General features: G+C 64.8%; 18 protein-coding genes. 13 read left to right on the forward strand and 5 right to left on the reverse strand.

The window, feature by feature from the left end; translation table 11 throughout:
- Positions 1 to 6 precede the first annotated feature (6 nt).
- From Y88_RS03520 to Y88_RS03530, 3 genes are all read right to left on the reverse strand, one after another.
- The gene (locus Y88_RS03520) at positions 7 to 966 is read right to left on the reverse strand and encodes an alpha/beta fold hydrolase (protein WP_008066357.1); all 960 of its coding nucleotides are present in this window, start codon (positions 964 to 966) and stop codon (positions 7 to 9) included.
- Between the two features lie 53 nt (positions 967 to 1,019).
- Entirely contained in the window at positions 1,020 to 3,308 is a 2,289-nt protein-coding gene (locus Y88_RS03525; protein WP_008066358.1) for a TonB-dependent receptor, read from the reverse strand.
- A 336-nt stretch (positions 3,309 to 3,644) separates the two neighbouring features.
- Positions 3,645 to 4,469: a nitroreductase family protein gene (locus tag Y88_RS03530; protein ID WP_008066359.1), complete on the reverse strand. Its 825-nt coding sequence runs from the start codon at positions 4,467 to 4,469 to the stop codon at positions 3,645 to 3,647.
- Between the two features lie 194 nt (positions 4,470 to 4,663).
- Between Y88_RS03530 and Y88_RS03535 the strand changes: the two genes are divergently transcribed.
- Genes Y88_RS03535 through Y88_RS03545 form a run of 3 tightly spaced genes read left to right on the forward strand, consistent with a single transcriptional unit; the run spans position 4,664 to position 10,144 of the window.
- Positions 4,664 to 6,073 (forward strand): TolC family protein, encoded by a 1,410-nt coding sequence (locus Y88_RS03535; protein ID WP_232280900.1) that lies wholly within the window; start codon positions 4,664 to 4,666, stop codon positions 6,071 to 6,073.
- On the forward strand, positions 6,070 to 7,062 hold the full coding sequence (locus Y88_RS03540) for an efflux RND transporter periplasmic adaptor subunit (RefSeq protein WP_157132577.1): 993 nt from the start codon (positions 6,070 to 6,072) through the stop codon (positions 7,060 to 7,062). The genes Y88_RS03535 and Y88_RS03540 overlap by 4 nt, the downstream gene beginning before the upstream one ends.
- A gap of 4 nt (positions 7,063 to 7,066) precedes the next feature.
- The gene (locus Y88_RS03545) at positions 7,067 to 10,144 is read left to right on the forward strand and encodes an efflux RND transporter permease subunit (protein WP_008066365.1); all 3,078 of its coding nucleotides are present in this window, start codon (positions 7,067 to 7,069) and stop codon (positions 10,142 to 10,144) included.
- A 415-nt stretch (positions 10,145 to 10,559) separates the two neighbouring features.
- Here Y88_RS03545 and Y88_RS19780 read toward each other — a convergent pair whose 3' ends face one another.
- On the reverse strand, positions 10,560 to 10,742 hold the full coding sequence (locus Y88_RS19780; protein WP_008066367.1) for a Flp family type IVb pilin: 183 nt from the start codon (positions 10,740 to 10,742) through the stop codon (positions 10,560 to 10,562).
- 312 nt (positions 10,743 to 11,054) lie between these two features.
- Here Y88_RS19780 and Y88_RS03560 point away from each other — a divergent pair, with 312 nt between their 5' ends.
- From Y88_RS03560 to Y88_RS03570, 3 genes are all read left to right on the forward strand, one after another.
- Positions 11,055 to 11,375: an FtsB family cell division protein gene (locus Y88_RS03560; protein ID WP_018075413.1), complete on the forward strand. Its 321-nt coding sequence runs from the start codon at positions 11,055 to 11,057 to the stop codon at positions 11,373 to 11,375.
- A 145-nt stretch (positions 11,376 to 11,520) separates the two neighbouring features.
- The gene (gene folE, locus Y88_RS03565) at positions 11,521 to 12,141 is read left to right on the forward strand and encodes a GTP cyclohydrolase I FolE (RefSeq protein WP_008066371.1); all 621 of its coding nucleotides are present in this window, start codon (positions 11,521 to 11,523) and stop codon (positions 12,139 to 12,141) included.
- Positions 12,142 to 12,197: 56 nt separating this feature from the next.
- Positions 12,198 to 13,073, forward strand: a complete 876-nt coding sequence (locus Y88_RS03570) for an alpha/beta hydrolase family protein (protein ID WP_157132578.1) — start codon at positions 12,198 to 12,200, stop codon at positions 13,071 to 13,073.
- A 49-nt stretch (positions 13,074 to 13,122) separates the two neighbouring features.
- Here Y88_RS03570 and Y88_RS03575 read toward each other — a convergent pair whose 3' ends face one another.
- Positions 13,123 to 13,602 carry a peroxiredoxin gene (locus Y88_RS03575; protein ID WP_008066374.1) on the reverse strand — a complete coding sequence of 160 codons (480 nt, stop codon included), beginning with the start codon at positions 13,600 to 13,602 and terminating at the stop codon, positions 13,123 to 13,125.
- 245 nt (positions 13,603 to 13,847) lie between these two features.
- On the opposite strand from Y88_RS03575, the gene ahcY reads away from it, so the two are divergent.
- The 7 genes from ahcY (at position 13,848) to addA (ending at position 26,381) form a co-directional block, all read left to right on the forward strand.
- Complete coding sequence (gene ahcY, locus Y88_RS03580) at positions 13,848 to 15,248, forward strand: adenosylhomocysteinase (protein ID WP_008066375.1); 1,401 nt, start codon at positions 13,848 to 13,850, stop codon at positions 15,246 to 15,248.
- A gap of 118 nt (positions 15,249 to 15,366) precedes the next feature.
- The gene (locus Y88_RS03585) at positions 15,367 to 17,724 is read left to right on the forward strand and encodes a sensor histidine kinase (RefSeq protein WP_008066376.1); all 2,358 of its coding nucleotides are present in this window, start codon (positions 15,367 to 15,369) and stop codon (positions 17,722 to 17,724) included.
- Entirely contained in the window at positions 17,721 to 18,173 is a 453-nt protein-coding gene (gene tsaE / locus Y88_RS03590; RefSeq protein WP_008066377.1) for a tRNA (adenosine(37)-N6)-threonylcarbamoyltransferase complex ATPase subunit type 1 TsaE, read from the forward strand. Before Y88_RS03585 ends, tsaE begins: the two co-directional genes overlap by 4 nt.
- Positions 18,164 to 19,180, forward strand: coding sequence for an aminoglycoside phosphotransferase family protein (locus tag Y88_RS03595; protein WP_008066378.1), 1,017 nt, complete (start codon positions 18,164 to 18,166; stop codon positions 19,178 to 19,180). Before tsaE ends, Y88_RS03595 begins: the two co-directional genes overlap by 10 nt.
- Positions 19,177 to 19,905, forward strand: a complete 729-nt coding sequence (locus Y88_RS03600) for a nucleotidyltransferase family protein (protein WP_008066379.1) — start codon at positions 19,177 to 19,179, stop codon at positions 19,903 to 19,905. The genes Y88_RS03595 and Y88_RS03600 overlap by 4 nt, the downstream gene beginning before the upstream one ends.
- A 3-nt stretch (positions 19,906 to 19,908) precedes the next feature.
- The gene (gene addB, locus Y88_RS03605; RefSeq protein WP_008066380.1) at positions 19,909 to 22,905 is read left to right on the forward strand and encodes a double-strand break repair protein AddB; all 2,997 of its coding nucleotides are present in this window, start codon (positions 19,909 to 19,911) and stop codon (positions 22,903 to 22,905) included.
- Positions 22,902 to 26,381, forward strand: coding sequence for a double-strand break repair helicase AddA (gene addA / locus Y88_RS03610; protein ID WP_008066382.1), 3,480 nt, complete (start codon positions 22,902 to 22,904; stop codon positions 26,379 to 26,381). Before addB ends, addA begins: the two co-directional genes overlap by 4 nt.
- The last annotated feature ends 4 nt before the right edge of the window (positions 26,382 to 26,385 follow it).

Raw genomic sequence — 26,385 nt, forward strand, 5'->3', positions numbered from 1 at the left:
AAAGGGTCAACCGAAATGGGTTTCATCAAGAAAGGTGATGGCGTCGGCAGCCGAGCGGGCGGGGATTTCCCACTGCGGCAAATGACCGACCCTGGGATAGATCACCAGACGCGAACCAGGAATGGCCTGATGAAAACGATGCGCGGCATCGACCGCGATCAACTGGTCGTCTTCACCCCACAGGATCAGCGTGGGCACCGCGATCTTCGCCAGAAGTTCGGGAGAAGCCGCAACCGATCCGGGGCGAGCGGACATCAGGATGGGGCGATGGCCGGGAAACCGTTGCAGGTCGGCCCATCGCTGAATGAACGGCTCGGTCAGTACCGATTGATCGACGACATCCTTCTTCAACCCCTCGCGGATGAGCGGCGTGTTGTCGATTGAGGCCAGCAGGGCACGGCCCAGACGATACTGCATCAGGCGAAAGGCGAGCGGCGGTTTCTGCAATTGGGCCGAAGGCCATCCGGCTGCATCGACAAGGATCAGCCGGGCGATCCGTTCGGGATGATGCGTGGCCCAGTTCCACGCAACGCCGCCGCCCATCGAATTGCCCGCAACCGCAATCCCGGACAGTCCGAGCTTGCTTGCAAAGCGTTCGACCGCCTCGGTCATGCTGTCGGGCGATGCGATGAAACCGGCAGGCGCGGCGCTGAGCCCGTGTCCGGGCAAGTCGAGCGCGATCACCCGATACTTGCCCGAAAGCGGCGCGGCCCAACCGTCCCACGAAAACGCATTGTCGCCGAACCCGTGCAGCAACAGGACGACCGGGGCATCGGCGGGGCCGCTCTCCAGATAGTGGAGCACCAGTCCCCCGCCCAGATCCGCATAGTGCGAATTGGGGCGGCCATAGCGGACCTTGAGCGTTTCGGCCGCGAAGTCCGGCGCGCGCAGGGCGAGCCAGGCTCCCCCCGCGGCGAGAGAAAGGAGGCCTGCCAGCGATCCGGCAATCAGGGAGAATTTCCGCAAGGATTGAGACCTCTTGTGCTGGATTGAAAAAGGGCCGGATCAGAAGTGCCAAATCAGAAATGATACCCAAGCTGGATGCCGTACGTGCCGGGGCGACCGGGCTGGGCAACCCTGGCGTTGGGCAGGAAGTAGTTGCGGACGAGATCGTAGCGGGTGTTGAAGATGTTGCGGCCATAAAGACCGACCGACCATTTCCCTTCAGCCGGGCGCAGGGTCAGGTTGGCGTTGACGATCCAGCGCGCAGGCAGGTCGTAAGCCGCGCCAAGGAATGAGGGCAGCTTCGAGCGCCAGGCATAGTCGCCTGCCGCTTCGACGATGTAATCCCCGGCGGGGATCGTCGCGGTGACGCTGCCCTGATAGCTCCAGTGCGCGATCGGCAACGATTGTCCGGCATAGCTGATCGTGGAGGCGGAATAGCTGCCCGCCGATCCCTGCAATGAATTGGGATCGACCGCGTCGTAACGGATATATTCGCCGCCCTTGTACGAGCCCGACTGGGTGATGCGCAGTCCCTTGACCGGGGTCACGACCACTTCGGCCTCGGCGCCATAGATGCGCGACTTGGGCGCGTTGGTGATGCGTCCAATGAGGCCGGTCTGCTCGCTGAGCACGGTGCCAAGCACCTGCTGGTTGCGGTAGTCGTAATAGAACCCCGCGACATTGAGGCGGAACGCCCGCGAGATGTCGCCCTTGAATCCCAGTTCATACGCGTAAAGTACTTCGGGCTGAAACGCGTCGATCTGGTTCTGGTAGGGTGAGTTGTAGGCGGTATAGCCCCCTGATTTCACTCCCCGGCTGGCATTGGCATAGATCAGGATGCCGGTCTTGGGGCGGTATTCGATGCCGACTTTGCCCGAAACTTCGTCGAAGCCGGTGTTGCGATCGCCGTCGGCAAAGGTCGGATAGAGCCAGGTAAGCGGGGTCGATGCCGAATAGGCGCCGATGTCGGTCGCAAAGCCGCGCAGGCGGCGGTCTTCGTGTTCGTACCGGATGCCGCCGATCAGGGTGATGGCCGGGGTCACATGATAGTTGACCTGGCCAAAGCCGCTGATGGAATCGACGATCTGGCGGAAATGGGTGTTGGTGACGATCCCGAGGCTGTTGGTGAAGTCGGATTCGAACCCGTCTTTTTGCAACTGGTGGGAGTAATAGACGCCGCCGACCCAGTCGAGCTTGCCCGGACGCGACGAGGATAGCCGCAGTTCCTGGGAGAAGACGTGTTCGTTGCCATACCAGAATTCCTCGGACTCGTTGGCGGCCGAGGCGTCCCAGGATTGCAGTTCGGCGCGACGGAAATAGTCGTAGGCGGTGATGCTGGTCAGGCGGATCGCGTCGCTGAGGTCGATGGCGGCATTGATGCTGCCCCCTTGCGTCATGTTGTCGCGGCCCGGCTTTGCATTCGCCGACCACCCGAACGACGAGGTGAATTGCGGCGTGAAACCCCAGCCGGTCGCATGGATATTGGTATCGGCGGGAATGATCGCGCCGGGCGTTCCGACGCCATAGCCGCCCGTCTGGAAATCGTTGGTCAGGTAGAGGCCGACCAGATCGGATTTGTCATAGCCGCCGTGAACCGAAACCGTGATTGTCGCCGCCGACGAGGGGCGCCATTCCAGCGTCGCTTTGCCGAACGTGCGGTTGGCGTCGCCAAGGCTCTGGTTGGTGTCGCGATTGTACTGGAATCCGCCGCCCTGTTCGCTGACGGCGCTGACACGGAAACGCAGCGTGTCGCTCAGCGGGCCGGAGATATAGGCTTCGCCCTTGAAGGCATCGTACTTGCCGTATTCGAGATTGATACCGGCCGAAAGCTGGGCGGTCGGCGTGCGCGAGACGAAATTGATGGCGCCGCCGGTGGTATTGCGCCCGTAAAGCGTCCCCTGGGGCCCGCGCAGCACTTCGACGCGGTCGATGTCGAACAACGCGCTCTGCGTCATGGCCGGGACCGGATAGGCGACATCGTCGATATAGATACCGACCGTGGGTGCGTTGTTCGAGGCATAGTCGTCAAAGCCGACGCCGCGCAGCCGGAACTGCGGCTGTCCGCCGCCGAATGCAGGGACGATTTCGAGGTTGGGAACCTGATCCTGCAACTGGTTGACGTTGGTGATGCCGCGCTTGGAAAGCTGGTCGCCGGTCAGGACGGTAAGAGCAATGCCGGTGTTCTGGGCCGGTTCGGCGCGGCGCTGTGCGGTGACGACAATGTCGTCGTTTGCCAGAGACGCTTGCGCGGCCGAAGTCTGGGTGGGGGTGGCCGGTTCGGGCGCGGCATCGGCGTGGGCAAGCGTTGGCAGGGTGGCAAGGGCGAGCAGGCTCGCCGTCGTCGTCAAGCGGTGAACAGTCATGGTTTCCCCCCAAGGCTGAAATCGCGGATCCGCGATGGTGTGATGGTTGCGGTCTGTGCGCCTCTTGAATGACTATTAATTTGGTAGAGATAAAGTCAAGTTTTGCTTTAGGCTGTGATAGCCCCAGCATGTCGCAGCGCCGCGAGGCCGCTTCCGCACCGCAAGATGGGGCGGCGGAGCAGCCTGCGCGGGCAGCGGCCATGGAAAGCTACCCTGCACTGTGCCGCCCCCTTGCCCGAAGGCAGGAACGCGGCAAGGGGATGGTATTGTATTTCAAGAACCTGTCCAGCGGGGACGGAAAGGAGTGGTTTGCCGGCCCTGCTGGCAGGAGGAGCGTCAGCGCAAGCCGAACCCGAGCGCATGAAGGGCCGACTTGAGCCGGTCCCTGCCGTTGAGCGTCGCAGCATTTCGGCCGCGTGCCGCCACCAGCGCGCGCCAGCCGACGGGGTTTTGTCCTTGCTCCTTTTGAAAGACGCGCGCGGTTTCGTCGAAGCGGGCGATGCCCTCCCGCTGCGCTTCGAGCGCATAGGCTTTATGGTGAAGAACGACGTCCTGGGGCAGGCGCGGCTTGACTGCGGCAGGGCGCGCAGGGTCAGGATGACCGACGACGAGCCCGAACACGACGGCCGCACCCCTGGGCAATCCGGCAAGGGCCGCAACGTCTTCGGGCCGGTTGCGCAGGCCGCCGATATAGACCGTCCCCAGACCGAGCGATTCTGCTGCGACAACGGCATTCTGGGCGGCAAGGGCCGCATCGATCGCGGCAAGGGTGAAGCCTTCGAGATAGTCGTATCCCTCAGCCGCTTCGCCGAGGTCGCCGCTGATGAGCGTGGCGCGGGCAAGGTCTGCCACCCAGAGCAGGATCAGCGGGGCTTCGACGATATGCTTTTGCCCACCGGCAAGCTCGGCCAGGCGTTCGCGCCGGGCCGCATCCTCGACGGCGACCACGCTCCAGAGTTGCAGGTTGGACGACGTTGCAGCCGACTGGGCCGCGGCGACGAGCGTCTCGATCGTTCCTGCGGGCAGGGGGTCGGGAAGATAGGCGCGGACCGACCGGTGCGAGAGCAACTGGTCGATGACCGGATTGGAGTGGACCGATGCAGGTGCATCGGCGCCATAGCGAAGCGTCAAGGCATCGGGGCGGGGATCATCGAGAGCCATGATGGTGCGATCTTTTCTGCATGAGGAGGAGGCGAAAGAGGGAAAGTCCTCGTTTGAAATGTAGTTTTTCCCGGGCCCGCCCGAAACCGAGAATTTTTCAACGGTCTGCAACCTGATCTGACGTTGCATATTTATAATGTTGCGCAAGCGTTCCGAACTTGGCGCTGCATCGGCCTGCGGTATAGCCGGGAATCGTGAGGGGTCTTCGTTTCCTTGGGCTGTTGGTTTGCCCGGCGCTTGTCGTCGGTCTGGACGGGTGCGTTCGTGTCCCGCCCGCGCCGATCGATCTTCCATCGCGCGCAGCGGCACGCACCGATGCGCCGCTCGATCGTGCCGAAGTCGACCGGCGGGCGGCTCTGCTCGCGCCCGACGTGCCGCATCCGACTGATGGGCTCGACCGGCTTGCCCTGCTTGCGGCGATCATGGTGCAGGACCCGCGCGTCGAGGCGGCCCGTGCGGCCCTGGAAGGCGCACGACGTGACGCCCGTCTGGCGCACAAGGCCGCATCCCCGACGCTCACGCTCAGCAGCGAATACGCCAACGATCCCACGACTTCTTCGCCGTGGTTGATCGGGGGCGCGTTCGACCTGCCGCTCGATTACGGTGGGCGGCGTGAAGGGCGTATTCGCGGGGCCGAACTCGGCGTCGTCGGCGCTCGGTACGATCTTGCCGAAACGGTCTGGAGCGAGCGTGTCGCCGCTCAGCGCGCCTTGATCGATGTCCTCGCGGGCGAGCGTCAGGTTGCGCTCGGCACGGCCCTTGTCGGCATGATCGATCGCCAGATCGCGGCAATGGACCGTCGCGCGGCAGCGGGCGAAATCGCACCGCTCGACCTTGCCCCGGTACGCGCGCAGCGGGCAGCTGCTGCCCGTGCGCTCGACGACGCCCATGCGCGGGTGCGCGGGGGTAGGGCTGCGATTGCCGGAGTGCTGGGGGTTCCGGTATCGGCGCTCGACGGGATCGGCTTTATTTGGCCCGACTTCGACCAGTCCCCGATGATCGCAGCGGTGGAGCGGGAGGACGTGCGCGCCGCCTTGCCTCATCGCGCCGACATCCTGCGCACGATGGTTGCCTACGATCAGGCGGAAGCGGCCTTGCAGGTGGAGATCGCCAAGCAGGTGCCGACGGTCAGTCTGGGGCCGGGCTACACTTGGGAACGCGGGCTGGTGAAATGGCCGGTCAACGTCAATCTCCAGATGCCTTCGTTCGATTTCAACCGCTCGGCCATTGCGGCGGCACAGGCGCATCGAGCGACAGCCGGGCAGGCGGTCGAAGCCGCGCTGGCCAATGCGCAGGCCGCGATCGAAACGGCGGCGAGCGAACGGCGCGCCGCTGCACTCGCCTATGCCCGGATCATGCGCGAGGAAGTGCCGCAAGCCCGCCTCGCCGCCGATCGCGCAGACGACCGCTTGCGTTTGGGGGCGATCGGACGGGCGGACTGGGCGGCGTTGAAAAGCGGCGACATCGCGGCGCGGCTTGCTGCCATCGATGCGCTGACCCGGCTGCGGCAAGCACAGATCGCCCTTGAGGACAGTCTGCGCCGTCCGCTCGACGGGCCGGAAACGCATGTCGCCGCCGCGACATTATGGGGGAACAGACCGTGAAGCGATGGCAGGGAGCCATGCTCCTGGGGGCAGGACTGGCCGTGGGGGCACTCGGCATGCGTCTTGCCGAGCCCCTGTTCGAAACCGATGCCTCCGACGCGGCTACGGCTCCCGCTTCGGCGGTGGGTGGTGGACTTCATGTCGAGGACAAGGTGCAGAACGAGGCAGGGCTGCGTCTTGCCAGGCTTGAAGGGACAAGCAAGCCGGGCGCTTCGGACGGCTTCGCGCGGGCACTCGACCTTTCGCCACTGGCCGCGATTGCCTCGGACATTGCCGCTGCAACGGCCGCGCACGATGCGTCGGCGCGGGAACTGGCTCGTCTTGCCGGGCTGGTCGCCGCCGATGCGGGGGCTTCCCGGCGCGATCTTGATGCTGCACGAGCGCAGGAAGGACAGGATCGCGCAAGGCTGACACTCGCCTGCGAGCGGCCGACACTCGAATTCGGGGCCGGTCTCGGGCGCCTTGGATGCGCGGCCATGGCAAAGCTGGCGGCGCAGGCCGCGCGAGGCGACCTTGCGATTGTCCGCCTCGATTTTCCCGATGGACCGGTTCCCGACGGTGCCGAGGTGGACCTCGACCTCGGGCCCGATGGAGCGCGTATTGCGGTGCATGTGCTCGGCCCCGCGATTGCCGGGGATACGCAGTTGCAGACCGCCGGGACACTTGCCCTCGTCCATGGGGCAGCCGCTCATGCGACCGGCGTCGGCCGGATCATCGGCGCGCATCGGGCAACCGGCAGCGCCCGCGCTGGGATGATCGTCCCGCGCGAGGCGATCGTTCGCGCGGACGGAACCATTCAGGTCTATCGCGCTACCGGGCCGGAGGATTTCGAGCGCGTGCCGCTGGAACGGGCCGAAGCGGTACCGTCGGGCTGGTTCGTTCCGGCGGGTGGACGGCTGAAATCCGGCGACCGCATCGTGGTTGCGGGGGCTGGCACTTTGCTGGGGCTGGAACGCTCGGCGTCCGGCGGCCAGAGCGGGGACGACTGAGCCGATGCTCTCCGTCATTGTCCGGCAGTCCTTGCGCTATCCGTGGCTGGTGCTGCTTGTCGCACTGACCGTTCTGGTCTTCGGTCTGATGACCTTGCGCGGGGCGGCTTATGACGTCTTCCCCGAATTCGTGCCGCCGCAGGCGAGCGTGCAGACCGAAGCTCCCGGCTTTTCGCCGAGACAGGTCGAAATGCTGGTCACCCGGCCGCTCGAAGCGGTGGTCAATGGTGCCAACGGGGTCGAATCCGTCCGCTCGGAATCGATTCAGGGCCTTTCGGTCATCAACGTCACGTTCAAGCAGGGTAGCGACGCCTATCGCTCGCGCCAGCAGGTGTCCGAGGCGATTGGCGATGTCGTGCCGACGCTTCCCCCCGGCGTCGACCCGCCCCGGCTGACGCCGCTGGTCTCCTCGACGATGGACCTGCTCAAGATCGGGTTCACGTCCGATCGCCTGTCGCCGATGCAATTGCGTGATCTGGTCGAATGGACGGTCAAGCCGCGCCTTCTGGCGGCACCTGGCGTGGCGCGCGCCAACGTCTTTGGCGGAGACGATCGCCGGATCGAGGTTCAGGCCGATCCCGCGCAACTCTATGCCCGGGGGCTCGGCTTTACCGACTTGCGCGATGCGGTCGGACGGGCGGTCACCGTCAACGGTGGCGGTTTTGCCGATACGCCGAGCCAGCGTATCCTGCTGGATCCGGGACCGAGCGCTGCCGATCCTGCCGCCATTGCCGCCGGGGTTCTGAACAGCGGGCCGGGTGGCAGCGTGCGCATCGGGGACGTCGCACGGGTCGTCGACGCTGATACGCCGCGCCTGGGTGACGCGCTCATCATGGGCAAGCCCGGCGTGCTGATGACTCTCTCCAGCCAATACGGCGCCAATACGCTCGACACGACGCTGGAAGCGGAAAAGGCGCTCGCCGAACTGGCGCCGGCACTCGCGGCGCAGGGGGTGAAGCTCTATCCCTCGCTGCACCGTCCCGCCAATTTCATCGACGCGGCGCTGCATGGTCTGACCATCGACCTTGTTGTCGGGGCGATCATGATCGCGCTCGTCCTGCTGTTCATTCTGCGCGATGCCCGGGTGACGCTGATCGCGTTCGTGTCGATCCCGCTGTCCCTGCTGGCAACGCTGATCGTGCTCGACCGGTTCGGGCAGACGATCAACACGATGACTTTGGGCGGTCTTGCCGTGGCGCTTGGCGTGGTGATCGACGATGCCATCGTCGACATCGAGAACATTGTCCGTCGTCTGCGCGGGGTCAACGATCGTGCCGCGCGGCGGGACATCATCGCCGCTGCATCGGTCGAAGTGCGCGGGCCGGTCGTCTACGCGACCTTCGTGCTCGTGCTCACCATGTTGCCGGTGATCCTTCTGACCGGATTGCAGGGGGCATTTTTCGCGCCGCTGGGTGTGGCTTTCGTCCTGGCGACGCTGGCCTCGCTGCTGGTTGCCTTGACGGTCACGCCCGCGCTCGCGCTGCTGCTGCTCGATGGGCGGGCTCCGGCCGAGGAACCCGCCTTGCTCAAGCGGCTCAAGGACCAGCACGGGCGTCTGCTCGACCGGCTTTGCCATCATCCGGGGCTGGCGCTGGGGCTGATCGGCCTGCTCGGGCTGATCACGGTCATGACTGCGCCTCTGTTCGGCAGCGAATTGTTGCCGGTGTTCCGCGAGCGCCACTATGTCGTTCAGGTTTCCGGGCCTCCGGGGGCATCGTTCGCGTGGATGCGCGACACCGGCTTGCGCCTGTCGAAACGGTTGCTGGCCTTGCCGCAAGTCCTGAGCGTCGAGGAGCAGGTGGGCCGTGCCGAAGCGGGCGAGGACACCTGGCCGCCGGGCAAGGGAGAGTTTCACGTTCGGCTGAAAGACGTCGGCGCGCGCGGAGAGGATGCGGCGCTCGACGGGATCCGGCAGGCGCTCGACGCGACGCCGGGGATCAAGGGCGAAGTGACGACCTTTCTGGGCGACCGCATCAGCGAAAGCCTGTCGGGGGAAACCGCCGACATTGCCGTCAGCGTGCAGGGCGGGGACCTCGATACGCTCGACCGCCTGGCGGGGCAGGTCGCGGCAATCCTGCGGGCAACGCCGGGGGCTGCCGACGTCCAGATGAAGGCCGAGCCCGGCAACCCGATGCTCGGCCTTACGCTCGATCCGCGCAAGATGGCGCTTCACGGCGTCAGTGCGGCGGACGCAGGGGATGCGATCCGGGCCGCTTTTGCGGGCCTTTCTTCGGGGGAAGTCGTCCTGCCCGACCGGACGGTCCCGGTCGCGGTGACTTTGCCGCCGGAACTGCGACGCGATCCCGAAGCGCTGGGGCAGGTTCTCGTCAAAGGGACCGGCGGCGGCACCGTCCGTCTGTCGGACATTGCCTCGATCTCGCTCGGCGACGCGCGCGCGGTGATCGCGCATCAGGGCGGACAACGGCGCCAGATCGTCATTGCCAATGTCGTTCACGGAGCCGACGTTTCCACGGTCACGGCGGCGGCCCAGGCGCGCATTGCCCGCGAGGTTGCCATGCCTGCCGGGACGTTCCTGTCATGGGCGGGCGCTGCCCAAGGGGCTGCGGCGGCTCAGCGGGAAATCGCCTGGCACGTCGGATTGGCAGCGGTCGCCATGATCGCCTTGCTGGTGCTCGCTTTCGGCGGATTGCGTCCGGCCCTGCTCATTCTGGCGGGGCTTCCGCTGGCCATGTTCGGCGGGACGATTGCCGTGGCCTTGAGCGGCGGGACCGTTTCGCTCGGTGCGCTGGTCGGCTTCATTTCGCTGTTCGGGATTTCGGCGCGCAACGCGATCCTGCTGGTCGCGCATGTCGACCATCTTGTGCGCGAAGAAGGGGCTGAATGGTCGTTGGCAACCGTCGTGCGCGCGACGCGAGAGCGGGTGACGCCGATCATTCTCACGGCTGCCGTGACGGGATTCGCGCTCTTGCCGATTGCGGCGGAAAGCGGTCAGGCCGGACGCGAGATCGAAGGGCCGATGGCCCTCGTCATCCTCGGGGGGCTGGCAAGTTCGCTGTGTCTCGTTCTGATGGTCCTGCCCGCCCTGATCTGGCGCTGGCGTTTCGCGCCGGACGCGGAATGAGGTGGGCAAAGTGTCAGGTGCGGACTTTCCAAGGATATCCGTTGCGCTTGGCAATCGGTGCACCGCAATGGCGGCAATGACCGAGCCAGAGATTTCCTTCCTGACGCACCTTGTTCCGATCGGGCGCATGCTTCCCCAAAGCGCAGGCGATCCGTGCTTTCAAGTTAACCATCAAGACTATCCGCATTCCTCACGTTGAGCGAAGGTTCATGGGCTTTCGTGTTAGTACCCAGGAAAGGAAATACGGGATTGAGGGCAGGAGCATCTCGATTCAAGATATTTTTTTGCACCTTTTCTAAACAAGGCTGCTGCGACCGGCGTAGCGGTGCCAATGAAAACGGCGCGACCGGTCCCGCCGATCGCGCCGTCTCTTAGGTCGGAAAAGGCCATTCATGGCCTGGGAAAGGGCTGAGGATCAGTACTTTCCACTCTGCGCCGTAGCCATGTCACCGGACACGAGGCTGAACGTGTTCGACAGCGAGTTGCCCAGCGCCCCCATCGCGGTGATCGCGGCGACGGCGATCAAGGCTGCGATAAGTCCATATTCGATCGCGGTAGCTCCGGTTTCATCCCGGAAGACGGACTTGATGAACTGCATGGTTGTCTCTCTTCTGCGGGCCCCCGCGATGTTTATGCCGGGCGTTGGTTAAAAATGGTTTGTCGCGATCGGGAAAAACCCCGGAATTGAAGGGCATTACGAAATTGACATGTTCGATGGTCGTGGGGTGCTCGACGGGCGCCGAATGCCGGTTCCCCGCGATCAGGCCGAGCCTCGAAAATTCGGGCTTTTGATCTGGTCGATGATTTCATCGTGCCAGACGCACGGTTGATCGCGTGGGTGCGAAATTAGCCTCCGAATCAGGGGAAACACCAGTTGAAACGAAACCGGAGATATGATCCCTGTTAAGTAATGAAGCGTCATCGGCACTCCTTGCGACTTCCACGCGAAAGCGTGACCCAGACTTTGGCACTGGTGGTGCTGCTGGTGTTGGGTTCGCTTGCCATTGCCGGGCCCAGCGGGATGTTGGCCTGGACCGAAAATGCGCGGATGCTCGAACAGGATCAGCGCGAAATCGCGAAGTTGACTGCCCAGCGGGATCGCCTTCACAATCGGGTGGAACTGCTCGACCCGCATCATGCCGATCCGGACCTCGTGGGTGAACTCCTGCGTCGCGATCTCAATGTTGCGCATCCCGACGAAGTGGTGCTTCCGCGTCAGACGGGCGGATGACCCGGCCCGACGCCCGTTGGGGCAAGGGCATTGCGACGGCATTGCGGTGAGGGCTTCTTAAGGATAGCTGATCTTGCGCTGAAGCGTCTGTGTGTCCACATGGGCCAGGCGTGGTGAAATTCGGCGTTAGGAAAGCCTTCTATCAATGACGACATTCGATTTGCCCGACATGGATGACGACACCGAAACGCGTCCGGGCAAGATTCCGGTTCCCGACCATGTTCAGGAAGCGATCCGCACGCTGATCCGATGGGCTGGCGATGACCCGGAACGCGAAGGGCTTCGCGATACCCCGTTGCGCGTCGCGCGCGCGTGGAAGGAATATTGTCAGGGCTATGGCGAGGACCCGTCATTCCATCTCGGACGCCAGTTCGAGGAAGTCGGCGGCTATCACGAACTCGTCCTGCTCAAGGACATTCCGTTCCAGTCGCATTGCGAGCACCACATGGCGCCGATCATCGGCAAGGCTTCGATCGCCTATCTTCCACGCGACAAGGTGGTCGGCATTTCCAAGCTTGCGCGCGTCCTTCACGGCTATGCCCGTCGCCTGCAGATTCAGGAGCGCCTGACCAGCGAAGTGGCGCAATGCATCTGGGATAGCCTGAAGCCGCACGGCGTTGCCGTCGTGATCGAGGCGCAGCACGGTTGCATGACCGGTCGCGGCGTGCGCACGCCGGGCGTCGGCATGGTGACCAGTCGTCTGATGGGGGAATTCCTCAAGGACAACCGCAGCCGCAAGGAAGTGCTCAGCCTGATGGGCTATTGAGGCTTCCGGGCGGGATGCTCCGGAAAAGCTTGGTCGGAAAGATGAAGGCGGTGACGATGTCGATGCTTTTCCCCGTCGTCGCGGCCCTTTCGATGGCGACCCCGGCTGTGGCTCAGCCGGGCGCCGATCTTCCCGCCGCCATCTGGCAGGACCCGGTCGCCGACGCTGCCCATCCCGCCCGTATGGAAGTCTTGCATATTCCCTCCGGTGGCGAGACGATCAATGGGATCGTCTATATTGCCGCAGGGGTCGGTCCCCATCCAACAGTCGTCGTGTGTCACGGCCTTCCCGGCAATGAAAAGAATCTCGACCTGGCTCAGGCACTGCGCCGGGCCGGGTGGAACGCGGTCACGTTCAATTATCGTGGTTCGTGGGGAAGTCCCGGGACTTATCGCTTCGGACAGAACCCACAGGACCTGCACGCAGTGCTCGCCTATCTGCGGCAGTCCGATCACGCGGCGGCGCTCGGCATCGATCCGGCACGCATGGCGGTGGTCGGGCACAGCATGGGCGGTTGGGTGACGGCGATGGACGGCGGTCATGAACCGGGCGTTGTCGCGCTGGCGGTCTATTCGGCGGCGAACATGGGTGCGCTCGGCCGGGCAAGTCATGTCGAAACCGTCAAGCTGGTGGCGGAAAATTACGAGACTTTGGCGGGCACGACGCCCGATGCGCTTGCCGGAGAGCTCAACGCCCATTCCACCGACTATGATTTTCTGGGGCAGGCACCTGCCTTGGCCCGCGTGCCGTTTCTCGTCCTGACTTCGAACGACGGGTTCGGCCCTCATGGCGATCAACTGGTCGCCGCGATCCGCAAGGCTGGCGGCACGAAGATCGAGACCGCCCATGTCGATACCGACCACGGCTGGTCGGATCGGCGGATCGATCTGGAAGCGCGGATCATTCGCTTCCTCGCCCGCTTCCTGAACTGATCCGCGCGGAACGGACCGGTGCGCGATGCACCGATCCGGCCGCAAGAGATCAGAGGTTTTCCAGCACGTATTCGGCTGCGCTGACCTTGAAGTCGCCGGGGGCTTCGACGTGGAGCTGTTCGACGACGCCGTCGTTGATCACTGCCGCAAAGCGCTGGCCGCGCTGGCCCAGGCCGAAACCGCTGCCGTCGAGCACGAGACCCAGAGCCTTGACGAAGTCGCCGTTGCCGTCAGCCAGCATGGTGATTTCGGGCGAACCGCTGGCAGCGGCCCATGCCTTCATCACGAAAGGATCGTTGACCGCGGTGCACGCGATTTCATCGACGCCCTTGGCCTTGATTTCGGCAGCCTTGTCGACGAACCCGGGCAGGTGGCGAGCCGAGCAGGTCGGCGTGAACGCACCGGGGACCGAAAACAGCACGACTTTCTTGCCGGCGAAATAGTCGGCCGACTGCACCGCTTCGTTGCCTTCGGCGGTGGCCTTGATGAGCTTGACGTCGGGCAGCTTGTCTCCAACCGCGATTGTCATCCCCGTGTTCCTTTCTCGTGTGAGGGCACTTTTTTTGAAGGATCGCCCGTAAATCAGGCGGGTCCGTGCCCGGATATAGGCGTCACCCGTGACAGCGCAACCATGCTTGGTGTTTCGCGACAATGATATAAAGACATCTTTATATTCCTCGGCGATAGCGCTAAGGGGAGCCTCGGGACGCGAAGGGGAGAGGTTTCCTTGGCGCAACCCCGAACCCGTTTCATTCAATCCAGGAGTGCCCGTCCGTGAGCCAGCAGGACTACGTGATCGCCGATATCGGCCTTGCCGAATTTGGCCGTGCCGAAATCGCCATCGCGGAAACCGAAATGCCGGGGCTGATGGCCCTGCGCGACGAATTCGGCCCGACGCAGCCTTTGAAGGGCGCGCGGATCACCGGCTCGCTGCACATGACGATCCAGACCGCCGTCCTGATCGAAACGCTCGTCGCGCTGGGCGCCGACGTGCGCTGGGCGACCTGCAACATCTATTCGACGCAGGACCACGCTGCCGCCGCGATCGCGGCGGGCGGCATCCCGGTCTTCGCGATCAAGGGTGAAAGCCTCGCGGAATACTGGGACTATGTCGGTCGTATTTTCGACTGGGACGACGGCAGCGGCCGTACCGCCAACCTCATTCTCGACGACGGTGGTGATGCCACCATGTTCGCCCTGTGGGGCGCGCGCGTCGAAGCGGGCGAAACCCTGCCTGAACCGGCCAATGCCGAGGAGATCGAATTCCAGCGCGCGCTCAAGGAATTCATCAAGCGCAAGCCCGGCTACCTCACCATGAGCGTCGCTCACATCAAGGGCGTGTCGGAAGAAACCACCACCGGCGTTCACCGCCTCTATCACATCGCCAAGGACGGCAAGCTGCCTTTCCCGGCGATCAACGTGAACGATTCGGTGACCAAGTCGAAGTTCGACAACCTTTACGGCTGCAAGGAATCGCTCGTCGACGCGATCCGTCGCGCTACCGACGTCATGCTGGCGGGCAAGGTTGCCTGCGTCGCGGGCTTTGGCGACGTCGGCAAGGGCTCAGCCGCATCGCTGCGCAATGGTGGCGCGCGCGTCGTCGTGACCGAAATCGACCCGATCTGCGCTCTGCAGGCGGCGATGGAAGGTTATGAAGTCGTGACCATGGAAGAAGCGGTGAAGCGTGCCGAAATCTTCGTCACCGCCACCGGCAACGAAGACGTCATCACCGCCGAGCACATGAAGGCGATGAAGCCGATGAGCATCGTGTGCAACATCGGCCACTTCGACAGCGAGATCCAGATCTCGGCCCTGTCGAACTACAAGTGGACCGAAGTGAAGCCCGGCACCGACCTCGTCGAATTCCCCGACGGTAAGCAGATCATCATTCTGGCCAAGGGACGTCTGGTCAATCTGGGCTGCGCAACCGGTCACCCCAGCTTCGTCATGTCGGCGAGCTTCACCAACCAGGTGCTGGCGCAGCTCGAGCTCTTCACGAAGAGCGCCGATTACGAAAACCACGTTTACGTGCTGCCCAAGCATCTCGACGAAAAGGTCGCGGCGCTGCATCTCGCCAAGCTCGGCGTGCAGCTGACCCGTCTGTCGGAAAAGCAGGCTGCCTATATCGGCGTGAAGCCGGAAGGTCCGTTCAAGGCCGACCACTACCGCTATTGATCACTTGCGTTCGGGGTCGGGATCATTCCGGCCCCGAACATTTTCCTGCTGCCATTTCTGCCTGATAGGAATGGCACGGCCATTGTAATTGCGCGCCGCTCCCCCTAGCCAGAGCAGGATGCATCTCAATCAAGCCGCCTTGGTCGTGATCGGACTGCTTCTGGCTGCATGGACCACGGTCGCAGCCTGGGCAGTACTAGCCGCACGGGCCCGCCAACGCCGCGCCGATGCGAGCTTGCGGCTTGCGCGGCGGCTTGGCCGCATGGTCGAGGAAGCCCCGGCCATGCCGATGGTCGTCAGGGTTGACGGTCGGATCGAGGGGCCGGCACGTCTTGCCGGATGGTTCGGTTTCGAGACCATGCCCGGCTATCTCTCCGAGCTGGAAGCCGGTGCCCATGGCGGTGAACGCGGTTTCGACGAATATCAACTCTCGCTTTTGAGCGATGCCGTGCGGCGGACGCAAAAGACCGCCGCGCCGTTTCGCCTCAATCTGACACCGTGTGGCAGCAAGCGGGCACTGGGCGTGCGGGGGCATCTTGCCGACCCGCAAATCTCGCCCGCAGGAGCCGCGCTGGTGTGGTTCTTCGACTTTACCGAAAGCGAAGAGGAACTGCGCCATCTTCGGGCCGAGACCGCAGGTGCGCGCGCGGATTTCGCGGGTCTTTCCGGTCTGATCGAGGCCGCCCCGCTGCCGATGTGGTTCCGTGGGCCCGATCTTGCGCTGCGCCTGGTTAACACCGCCTATGTCCGGGCCGTCGGGGCTCGTACCGGAGAGGACGTGGTTCTCGACGGGGTCGAACTGGTCGAAACCGTCGATGGCGCCACCCCCCGCGATATTGCCCGGCTTGCGCAGGCTCGCCACATGCCGATCGAGCGCGTGGTATCGGCAACGATCGGCGGACAGCGTCGTTCGCTGCGCGTCATCGACTTGCCACTGGGCGACGATGGCGTTGCCGGATATGCCGTCGATATCGAGGAAATGGAGGAGCTGACGCGTCAGTTCCGGCGTTTCCGCGCGGCGCAGCGGCAAATGCTCGACACCATGTCGGCCGGAATTGCGCAGTTCGATGAACGCCGCAATCTCGTCTTCGTCAATCAGCCGTTCCTGCGCCTGTTCAACATTCCGCAGGCCTGGGTCGTCGATACCCCGCCTTTCGACCGCGTGCTCGACCGGATGCGCGATGCCGGGCGCCTGCCCGAGGTGCGCGATTTCCCGGAATGGCGGCGCGAGCGCCAGGGATGGTTCCTCAGCCGTGAGGCCCGCGAGGAGCCCTGGCTGCTGTCCGACGGCACTCACCTGCGCGTCGTGGCACAGCCCATGCCGGATGGCGGGTTGCTGATGATGTTCGAGGATCGGACCGAACAGCTCCAGCTCTCGGCAACACGCGACACGCTCTTACGGAGCCGGACTGCGACGTTCGACAACCTGTTCGAATCGCTCGCCGCCTTCGGCCCGGACAGCCGCGTGCAATTGTGGAACCGCCGCTTCGTCGCGGATTGGGGGCTCGACGAGGAATTCCTCGACAGCCACCCCCGCGCCGACGCGCTGCTGGCGCGCATGGCTGTCAAGTTGCGCCGCCCCGGACAGGTCGCGACGATCGGGCAGGTGATCGAGGCGGCCACGCTCGAACGGCGGCAGCAGAGCGGGCGGCTCGAACTTGCCGACGGGCGTTATCTCGCCTTTGCCGGGGTTCCGCTTCCCGACGGCAACGGGTTGCTGACGATCCTCGACATTACCGATTCGCAAAAGGCAGAGACGATGCTGCGCGAACGCAATGCGGCCCTGCTTGAGGCCGACGCGGTCAAGACGCGCTTCATTGCCAACATGAGCTACGAGTTCCGCACTCCACTGACGTCGATTGGCGGGTTTGCGGAAATGCTCCAGAGCGGCCTTGCCGGGGATTTGCCCGAGCGGGCGAAGGAATATGTCGGGGCCATCCTCACGTCGGTCAAACGGCTCGGCGAGCAGATCGAGACCGTGCTGGACCTCTCTCAGGGTGAGGCCGGAACTTTGCCGATCGCCCGTGAAGCAGTGGCGATCTTCCCCCTGCTGTCCGAAGTCGTGCACGAACGGGACGAGGCGCTTACAGAAGGAGGGTTGACGCTCGACCTGCGCGGAACCGAAGCGGTCGGCACTGTCACTGGTGACCCGCGCCGCCTGCGTCGCGCATTCGGCCATCTCGTCGACAATGCCATCGCCGCCACCGGGCAGGGCGGACGCATCCTGGTCGAATGCACGCGGCGGCCCGATCGCAAGGTGCAGGTGGTCGTCTCTGACAACGGGCGGGGCATGGAACCTGCCCAGCTTGCCCGCGCTCTCGAAGGATTGGCGATCTCGTCCGACGGCCGCAGCATCGAGCGTCGTTCCGGGCTCGGTCTCCCGCTCGTGCGACAGTTGATCGAAGCTCACGGCGGGAGCATAGAGATCATGTCGGAACCGGGGCAGGGGACGAGCGCTGTGGTGGTATTGCCGTGACCATTGTCGAATTGCCCGATTTCGCGGCGACCGATCGTCTTGCCGCGCAGATCGCCCGGCTCGTGCGGCCGGGTGACGTGGTCGCGCTCGAAGGCGGACTGGGGGCGGGAAAGACGACCCTTGCCCGCGCGATTCTGGCGGCGCTTGGGCATGAAGGCGAAGTTCCTTCCCCGACATTCCAGATCATCGAGGTCTATGATCCGCCGACGGTGCGGATGCCGGTCGTCCATGCCGACTTCTATCGCCTGGAAAATCCCGACGAGACCGACGAGATCGGGCTCGAGGAATATCGACAGGGGGCCGTGCTCTTGGCCGAATGGCCCGAAAATGCCGGCGGCTTCGTTCACGAACCCGGATGCCTTTCTATTCGCGTGGAAATGGCGGAAAAGGGGCGACGGGCCATTGTCGAGCCGGGCAGGGATTGGCTAGAGCGAGAGGCATGGACCTGAGCATTCCCGACGGCGTCACCCGCTTCCTCGCAACTGCCGGATGGACCGGCGTGACTGTCGATCCCTTGCCCGGCGACGCTTCGTTCCGCCGGTATTTCCGCGTCCGTTCGGGCGCAGGCGCGACGGCCATGCTGATGCACGCGCCGCCGCCGCAGGAAGATCCCGAACCGTTCCTGCGCGCCGCGCACTGGCTCGACGCCAATGGTCTGCGCGCGCCTGCGATTCTGGCCGAGGATGCCGCCAGCGGTTTCGTCCTGCTCGAGGATTTCGGAGACGTTCGCGTGCGCGAGTACCTCGACCAGTGGCCCGATGACGAGGAAGACGTCTATCGCGCTGCCGTCGATACGTTGCTGCGGCTTCACGCGCTTCCGCCCGGACCGTTCACTGCCTATTCGCTGGCCGAATACCAGCGCGAGACGCGCCTCTTCATCGACTGGTTCTGCCCGGCACAGGGGCTTTATGTCGATGGTCGGGGCTGGGCGGCTGCGTGGGAAGAGGTCCTTTCGCCGCTGTTGTCGCGCCAGCGTCCGGGGGTGACGGTCCTGCGCGACTATCACGCCGAAAACCTGATGCTGCTGGGCGGGCTCGATCGTCAGGGCCTGCTCGATTTTCAGGACGCTCTGGTCGGGCACCCGGCCTACGATCTGGTTTCGCTGCTTCAGGACGCGCGCCGCGATGTCTCGCCCGATCTCGAGATCGCGATGTTCGATCACTATTGCACCCATGCCGCCGAGGCACTCGGCAATGCCTTCGATCCGGCCGATTTCCTTGCCGATTATGCGGGTCTCGGTGCGCAGCGGAATGCCAAGATCGTGGGCATTTTCGTCCGTCTGTGGAAGCGCGATGGCAAGCCGCGCTATCTCGGTCTGATCCCACGGGTCTGGGCCTTGCTCGAACGCGACCTGACCCATCCCGCGTTGGCGCCGGTGGCCGAATGGTTCGATCGCAATATCCCGGCCGAATTACGCGATCCGGCAGGAGTTCTTGGCGGGAGCTTTGCAGGATGAACGACGAACGTCCGCTGGCAAGCGATGTCGCCATGCTGCTCTCCGCCGGGATGGGCAAGCGTATGCGCCCCCTCACAGCGACCCGGCCCAAGCCGCTGGTGCGAGTCGCCGGAAAGCCGTTGATCGATTACAGCCTCGACAAGCTGGTCGAGGCCGGGATCGGGCGTGCGGTGGTCAATGTCCACTATCTGGGCGATCAGCTGGCGGCCTATCTTTCCAATCGCACGACACCGAAAGTGACGATCTCGGACGAGAGCGATGCCTTGCTCGAAACCGGGGGCGGGCTTGTCCGCGCTTTGCCGTTGATCGACGCCGATACCTTTTTCTGCCTCAACACCGATGTCATCTGGCTCGACGGCCCACGCAATGCCTTTGCGGCGCTGAGCGATGCCTGGGACGAGGACAAGATGGACGCGCTGCTGCTGGTGGTCAGCCATGCGCAGGCGTTCAACTATACCGGCCTTGGCGATTTCCATCTCGACCAGATGGGGCATCTGTCGCGGCGCAAGGCGGGACGGGTCGCGCCTTTCATCTATACCGGGGTTCAGATCGTGTCGCGGCGCCTGTTGCGCGATGCGCCCGAGGGCAGCTTCTCGACCGGAGTGCTGTGGGATCGAGCCATGGCCGAAGGGCGCCTTTACGGACTGTCCCATACCGGGCTGTGGTTCGAAGTGGGGACACCGGCCATGATCGCCCCGACCGAGCTCGCGCTGACGCATTACTGAGCGATGCGTGCCGGACCGCAAGTCTATTCGATCGCTGCCCATCGTGGATTTGCCGATGCACTCGTCGCGGGGCTGATCCCGCGCTATCGGGAGGATGGCTTCGGCCTTGCCCGGCTGACCCTGCTTTTGCCGAGCCGCCGCGCCGTGCGCGCGGTGACCGAGGCTTTCGTCCGTGCGAGCGGCGGGGCGCTGATGCTGCCGCGCATGGCGGTGGTCGGTGATCTCGACCTTGACGAAACGCTCGGGCCGCTGGTCGATCCGCTGCCCGACGACGCGGGCGGGGATATTCCGCCGGCGGTCGATCCGACTTTGCGCCTGTTGATCCTTGCCGATCTGCTGCGCATCGAAGTGGCGAGTGAAACACCCGACCATGTTCCCGGAGAAGCGGCTCTGCTGCGTCTGGCGCGTGGCGTTGCCGAGACGATCGATCGCCTGCTGGTCGAGGAAGTGACACCCGAACGCCTGCTCGATCCGGCGGTGATCGGGCTGGTCGGTGACCTTGCCGAGCACTGGAAGGACAGCACCCGGCTCTTTGCCAAAGTGCTCTATCGCTGGCGTGCCGAACTCGACGAGCGCGGCGCGTGCGATGCTCCCGAACGGCGCAATCGCCTGTTGCGGGCTCTGGCCCGCCGCTGGCGCGAGACGCCACCGGCGCATCCGGTGGTTGCGGCGGGGGTAACGTCGGCAGCTCCGGCGGTTGCTCACCTCTTGCGGTGTGTTGCCGATCTGCCGGGCGGGGCGATTATCCTGCCCGATCTCGATCTTGCTCTCGATCAGGAGGTCTGGGACGCGCTCGGCCATGCCGGTGCACCGGCTGATGATGGCGCGGTCTTTGGCCGGGGCGACATCGTCACCCACCCCCAATATCACTTGAAACTCCTGCTCAACCGCATGGGCATCGCTCGCGATGAAGTGCAGGCATGGCACCGTGCAGGCCCGTCGGCAGCCCCCCCGGCTCGCAGCCGGGCGATTTCCAACTTGTTCCTTCCCCCGGTCGCGAGTGCGATCTGGGCAAGGCTCCCTTCCGAGGACCGCAGCCTTGCAGGCGTGCGGATCATGACCAGTGCCCATCCCGGCGAAGAATCGCTGGCGATTGCGGCTCTCGTTCGGCGCGCCCTGGAGCAGCCGGAGCGCCGGGTTGCGCTGGTGACACCCGATCGAGGCCTTGCAGAGCGGGTGATCGGTCATTTGCAACGGTGGAATGTCGGCGCCGACGACAGCGCCGGGCGTCCTTTGCCGCAGACGGCAGCGGGGCGTCTGTTGCTCGCTCTTGCCGAATGCTGGGCCGAACGGGCGGCACCCGTTCCGCTGATCGCGCTGCTCGGCCATCCGCTTGTTCGCGCAGGAGAAGGGCGTGCGCTCTGGCTCGATCGCGTGCGTCGGCTCGATCTTGCCTTGCGTGGACCGCGTCCCGGCCCCGGGCTCGACGGGGTCGGCGAAGCCTTGCAACGGGCGCGCTATCTCGAACGCGACCTTATCGCATGGTGGGAAAGCGCGACTGCGCTGCTGGCGCCCTTGCTCGCGCATGCCGAACCCTTGCCGCTTGCCGATGCTCTTGCCCATCTCGTCGAAGCGGCCGAGCGTTTGTGCGGAGAAGCGATCTGGGCCGAAGCGGACGGCCGCGCACTCGCCGCGTTTGTCGAGGACTGGAGTGGGGCGGCGGGCGACGCGCGCCTTGCCGGAGTTCTCGTCGATCCGGCCGAACTGCCCGCTCTCTTGCGTGATGCGATCGATCAGGTCGCTGTGCGCCCCCCTTATGGCGGGCACTCGCGCCTTGCCATCTACGGCTTGCTCGAAGCGCGGATGAACCGGGCTGACCTCGTTATTTGTGCAGGGCTCAACGAAGGAACCTGGCCGACGGCGCCGTCTGCCGATCCGGTGCTTGCTCCGGCAGTCCTGCGGGCTCTGGGTATTCCGGGACCCGATTTCCGCATCGGTCTTGCCGCACACGACTTTGCCGCCGCGCTGGGATCGCCCGAAGTCGTCCTGAGCCATGCCTTGCGCGATGCAGCCGGGCCCGCAGTGCCCTCGCGCTTTCTCTTGCGCATTCGCGCCATGCTCGGGCAATCGATCCAGACCGAAACTGCCGCTATCGAATGGGCGAGCGCACTCGATCAGGCGGACCCGGTGCCGCACAGTCCGCGCCCACGGCCGATGCCGAGTGCGGAACAACGGCGCGTCGATATTGCCGCAACAGCGCTCGATCGCCTGCGCGGCGATCCCTATCAATTCTATGCCAGCGCGATCCTGCGCCTTTCCTCGCTCGATCCGCTCGACGCAGACCCGACGCCTGCATGGCGTGGGACGGCGGTCCACGCCATTCTCGAGGCATGGCACAAGGCGGGCGCTCCGCCCGGACAACTGATCGTGCTTGCCCGCGAGGCGCTCGATGCGATGAGCGCGCATCCGCTCATGCGGGCGCTGTGGACGCCGCGTCTGATCGAGGCGCTGGAATGGATCGAGGAAGAGCAGGCCCGTCTTGCCGGTGAAGGCCGTACCGTTGCCGCTTTCGAGCAATGGGGCGACATCACCGTGCGCGGGGTCAAGATCAAGGGCCGTGCCGACCGTATAGACCGCTTGCCCGACGGAACGCTCGCGATTGTCGACTACAAGACCGGCTCGCCACCGAGCCCGACCATGGTGGCCGAAGGCTTTGCGCTGCAATTGGGCCTGATCGGGCTGATTGCCGAACGGGATGGCTTTGCCAACCTGCACGGCAAGGCGCGGCGGTTCGAATACTGGTCTCTGTCACGTCGTCGCGACGGATCGGGCTTTGGATGGTGCCGCGAACCCGTCCATGACGGGAAGGGCCGCTCGGGCGTGCTGCGCGATGAGTTCCTGCCGTTGACGGACGATTATCTGCACGATGCGCTCGACCGCTGGATCCTGGGGAGCGAGCCTTTCACGGCCCGTCTCAATCCCAATCTTCCCGGCTATTCCGATTATGACCAACTGATGCGCCTCGACGAGTGGCAAGGCCGCGAAGGAGAGGGGGCATGAGCGCGCCGCGTACGCTGGGCAAGATCGTTCATCCGCTTCATGGAAACCAGATGCATGCGGTCGATCCCGACCGGACCGTCTGGCTCTCGGCTTCGGCGGGGACGGGCAAGACGCAAGTCCTGACCTCGCGGGTCCTGCGTCTTTTGCTGCAACCCGATGTCGAACCCGACCAGATCCTGTGCCTGACCTTCACCAAGGCGGGGGCAGCCGAAATGGCGACCCGTATCGGTGAGAAGCTCGCTGACTGGGTCCGCATGGACGACGTCACTCTCGCCACGCATCTTCAGGCGATCGGCGCTCCGTTCGATCCGGTTGCGCTCGATCGGGCGCGCAGCCGGTTCGCGGCAGTGCTCGACTGCCCCGGCGGTGGCTTGCGGATCGAGACGATCCACGCCTTTTCGCAATGGCTGTTGTCTGCCTTTCCCGAGGAAGCAGGCCTGCGTCCGGGCGCCCGGGCGATGGAGGATCGCGACCGCGATCTCCTTTTCCGCGAAGTCCTCATCGATTTGCTGGTCCGTGCGGAAAGCGCAGGGGACGAGGCTTTCATCGATGCACTCGCCGCGCTCAGCCTGCGCATGGGCGAGAGCGATCTTGCCGGGTTCCTGCTGCGTTGCGCGTCGGCACAGGACTTGTGGACCGGACCGGGTGGGTGGCAACCGCCCTTGCGTCCGCGCATCAACCGCCTGCTCGGACTTCCTGCCGATGCGGACCGGTCGATGCTGGCCGCGCATTTCACCGACCGGGCGTTTCCGGTCGTTTCCCTGTCGCGGTGCCTCGACGCACTGCGGGGGTGGGCGACGAAGACTGCCGACGGGATGATCGCGCCGATCGCAACCTGGCTTGCCGCCTCGCCCGAAGAGCGGGCCGTGAGTTTCGATGCGCTGGAACGCGCGCTTTTCACCAAGGAAAGCACGCCCAAATACGCCAAGAACCTCGAAAAGCAGGACCCCGATTACGTCTCGCACGCCGAAGATGTCGGTGAGGCACTTGAGGCTGTGCGCGATCTCGTTCGCGCGTTCGCTCTGGCTGATCTGCTCGATCCCGCACTGACGGTCGGATGCCGGTTTGCGCGCGCGTGGCAGGAAGCCAAGGATCGCGAAGGCTTTATCGATTTCGACGATCAGATCCGCGCCGCCGCCGCCCTTCTGACCGAACGGGCTCCGGCCGACTGGATCCGCTTCAAGCTTGATCGCCGGTTCGACCATGTCCTCGTCGACGAGGCGCAGGATACGAATGCGGCGCAATGGCGGATCGTGCTCGACGGACTGACCGGCGATTTCTTCACCGGGGCGGGCAAGGAAACCGACGGCGCCCGTACATTGTTCGTTGTGGGCGATTACAAACAGGCGATTTTCCGGTTTCAGGGCACTAGCCCTGAAAATTTCGACCGGGCCCGGCGGCGTGTCGAAAACGAATTGCTGTCGCTTGCCCGCATGGCTGATGACCCGACGCTCGAACTGCTCGACCTCGGGCTCGGGCGTTCGTTCCGTTCGTCGCAGACGATCCTCTCGTTCGTCGACCGCGCAATTGCCGGGATCGGGCCTGCCCGGCTCGGCCTCGCCGCCGCGCCGGAATTGCATGAAGGGCAGATCCTGCCGGGGCTGGTCACTTTGTGGCAACCGGTGGGACTGGGCGAGACCGCTGAACTTGGCGCCGAGGACGATACCGGGGGCGACGAGGGCTGGCTTGCCGGGACCGATCGTGAACTTGCGGCCCGTATCGCGCGACAGGTCCGGCAGTGGCTCGACGAGGGATTTTCGCTGAGCAAGGGACGTCATCGTCGGGCGACACCCGGCGATGTCATGATCCTCGTGCGCAAGCGTGGCGATCTTGCGGGGCTGATCGTGGCACGGCTCCATGCCGAAGGCGTTCCGGTGGCGGGCGTCGACCGCCTGCGTCTCGGCGCGCCGCTCGCGGTCAAGGACATGATCGCCGCGCTGACTTTCTGCGTTCAGCCGGGCGACGATCTCAATCTGGCGGGCCTGTTGGTGTCGCCCCTGATCGGATGGAGCCAGCAGGACCTGCTTGCCCACGGCTATCGCGGCAAGGGCGTGCCGCTCTGGGACCATCTGCGCGCGACCGAGAATGCGCAAACTCACGGGGCTCTGACCCGCTTGCGTGAATTGCTGTCGCGGGCCGATTTCGCGCCGCCCGCCGCCTTGCTTACCTGGATTCTGGTCGGACCGTGGCAAGGGCGCAAGGCGCTGGTCGCGCGACTTGGTGCCGAAGCCAACGACCCCATCGACGAATTGCTCAACGCCGCCATGGCCTATGCCACGGCGCATGTGCCGAGCCTTGCGGGGTTTCTCCACTGGTTCGCGGCCGGGGACGGCGACGTAAAACGCGAGGCGGGCGGCAATGCCGATCTCGTCCGGGTCATGACCGTTCACGGGTCCAAGGGGTTGCAGGCGCCGATCGTCATTCTTGCCGATGCGGCCGACGATCCCGGCAAGTCGCGTCCGGCGCCGGTCGTTCTGATGGACGATGGGGAACGCGCGGTTCCCTTGCCCCCCTTGCGCAAGGACGAGAAGCCGTTGCCCGTGCGTTCCGCCGAGGAGATCGCGCGGCGCGAAGAGCGCGAGGAACACTGGCGCCTGCTCTATGTCGCGATGACCCGCGCGGAGGAGGCGCTGTTCGTGACCGGATCGCTTGGGCCCCGCGACAAGGGGGAAGTGCCCGAGGAAAGCTGGTACGCAGAACTCGCAAGGCTCCTTCCCACCGATGGGGGACTTGAGGACCCGATCTGGACGCGCCGGTGGGAGGAAGGGGCCCTTGCCCCCTTGCCGCCGAAAGATCCCGCAACGGGGCCGGCTCCATCGGTGGTCCTGCCCGACGAACTCGTCCGGGCGATTGCCCCCGAACCTCGTCCGTTGCGTCCGTTGGCGCCCAGCGCGCTGGGCGAGGACGAGGCTCCGGCTCCGCCGACCCGTCCGGGGCCCGGCGCGCGCAATGCGGCGCGGCGCGGTACCTTGTTGCACCGGTTGCTCGAACGCCTGCCCGATCTTGCGCCGGAGGCTCGCGCGGCATCGGCCATGGCATGGGTACGGCGCATGGCAACCGACCTGCCTGAAAACGAGCAGGCCGGGCTTGTCGATGCCGCGCTTGCGGTTCTCACCAACCCCGAGTGGCAGGACGTCTTCGGGCCGGGTTCGCTTGCCGAAGTGCCGATTGCCGCGCTGGTCGGGCCACGCCTCATTAACGGGACGATCGACCGGCTCCTGATCACGGCGCAAGCGGTGCGCATTGTCGATTTCAAGACCGACCGGCGTCCCCCGGAGGATCTGGACGCGATTCCGACGGCCTATCTTCGCCAGATGGCAGCCTATGTCGCGGCCATGCGGGTTATCCACCCCGGAAAGCGGGTTGAAGCAGCCTTGCTCTATACCGCAACGCCGCGCCTGTTCGCTTTGCCGGACGAATTGCTGGCCGCGCAAAAGCTCGGGCTTGCCGAGACAGAGGAAAGCTTTTCCGGCTGATCGG

Source organism: Novosphingobium nitrogenifigens DSM 19370 (genome assembly GCF_000192575.1).
GTDB lineage: Bacteria > Pseudomonadota > Alphaproteobacteria > Sphingomonadales > Sphingomonadaceae > Novosphingobium > Novosphingobium nitrogenifigens.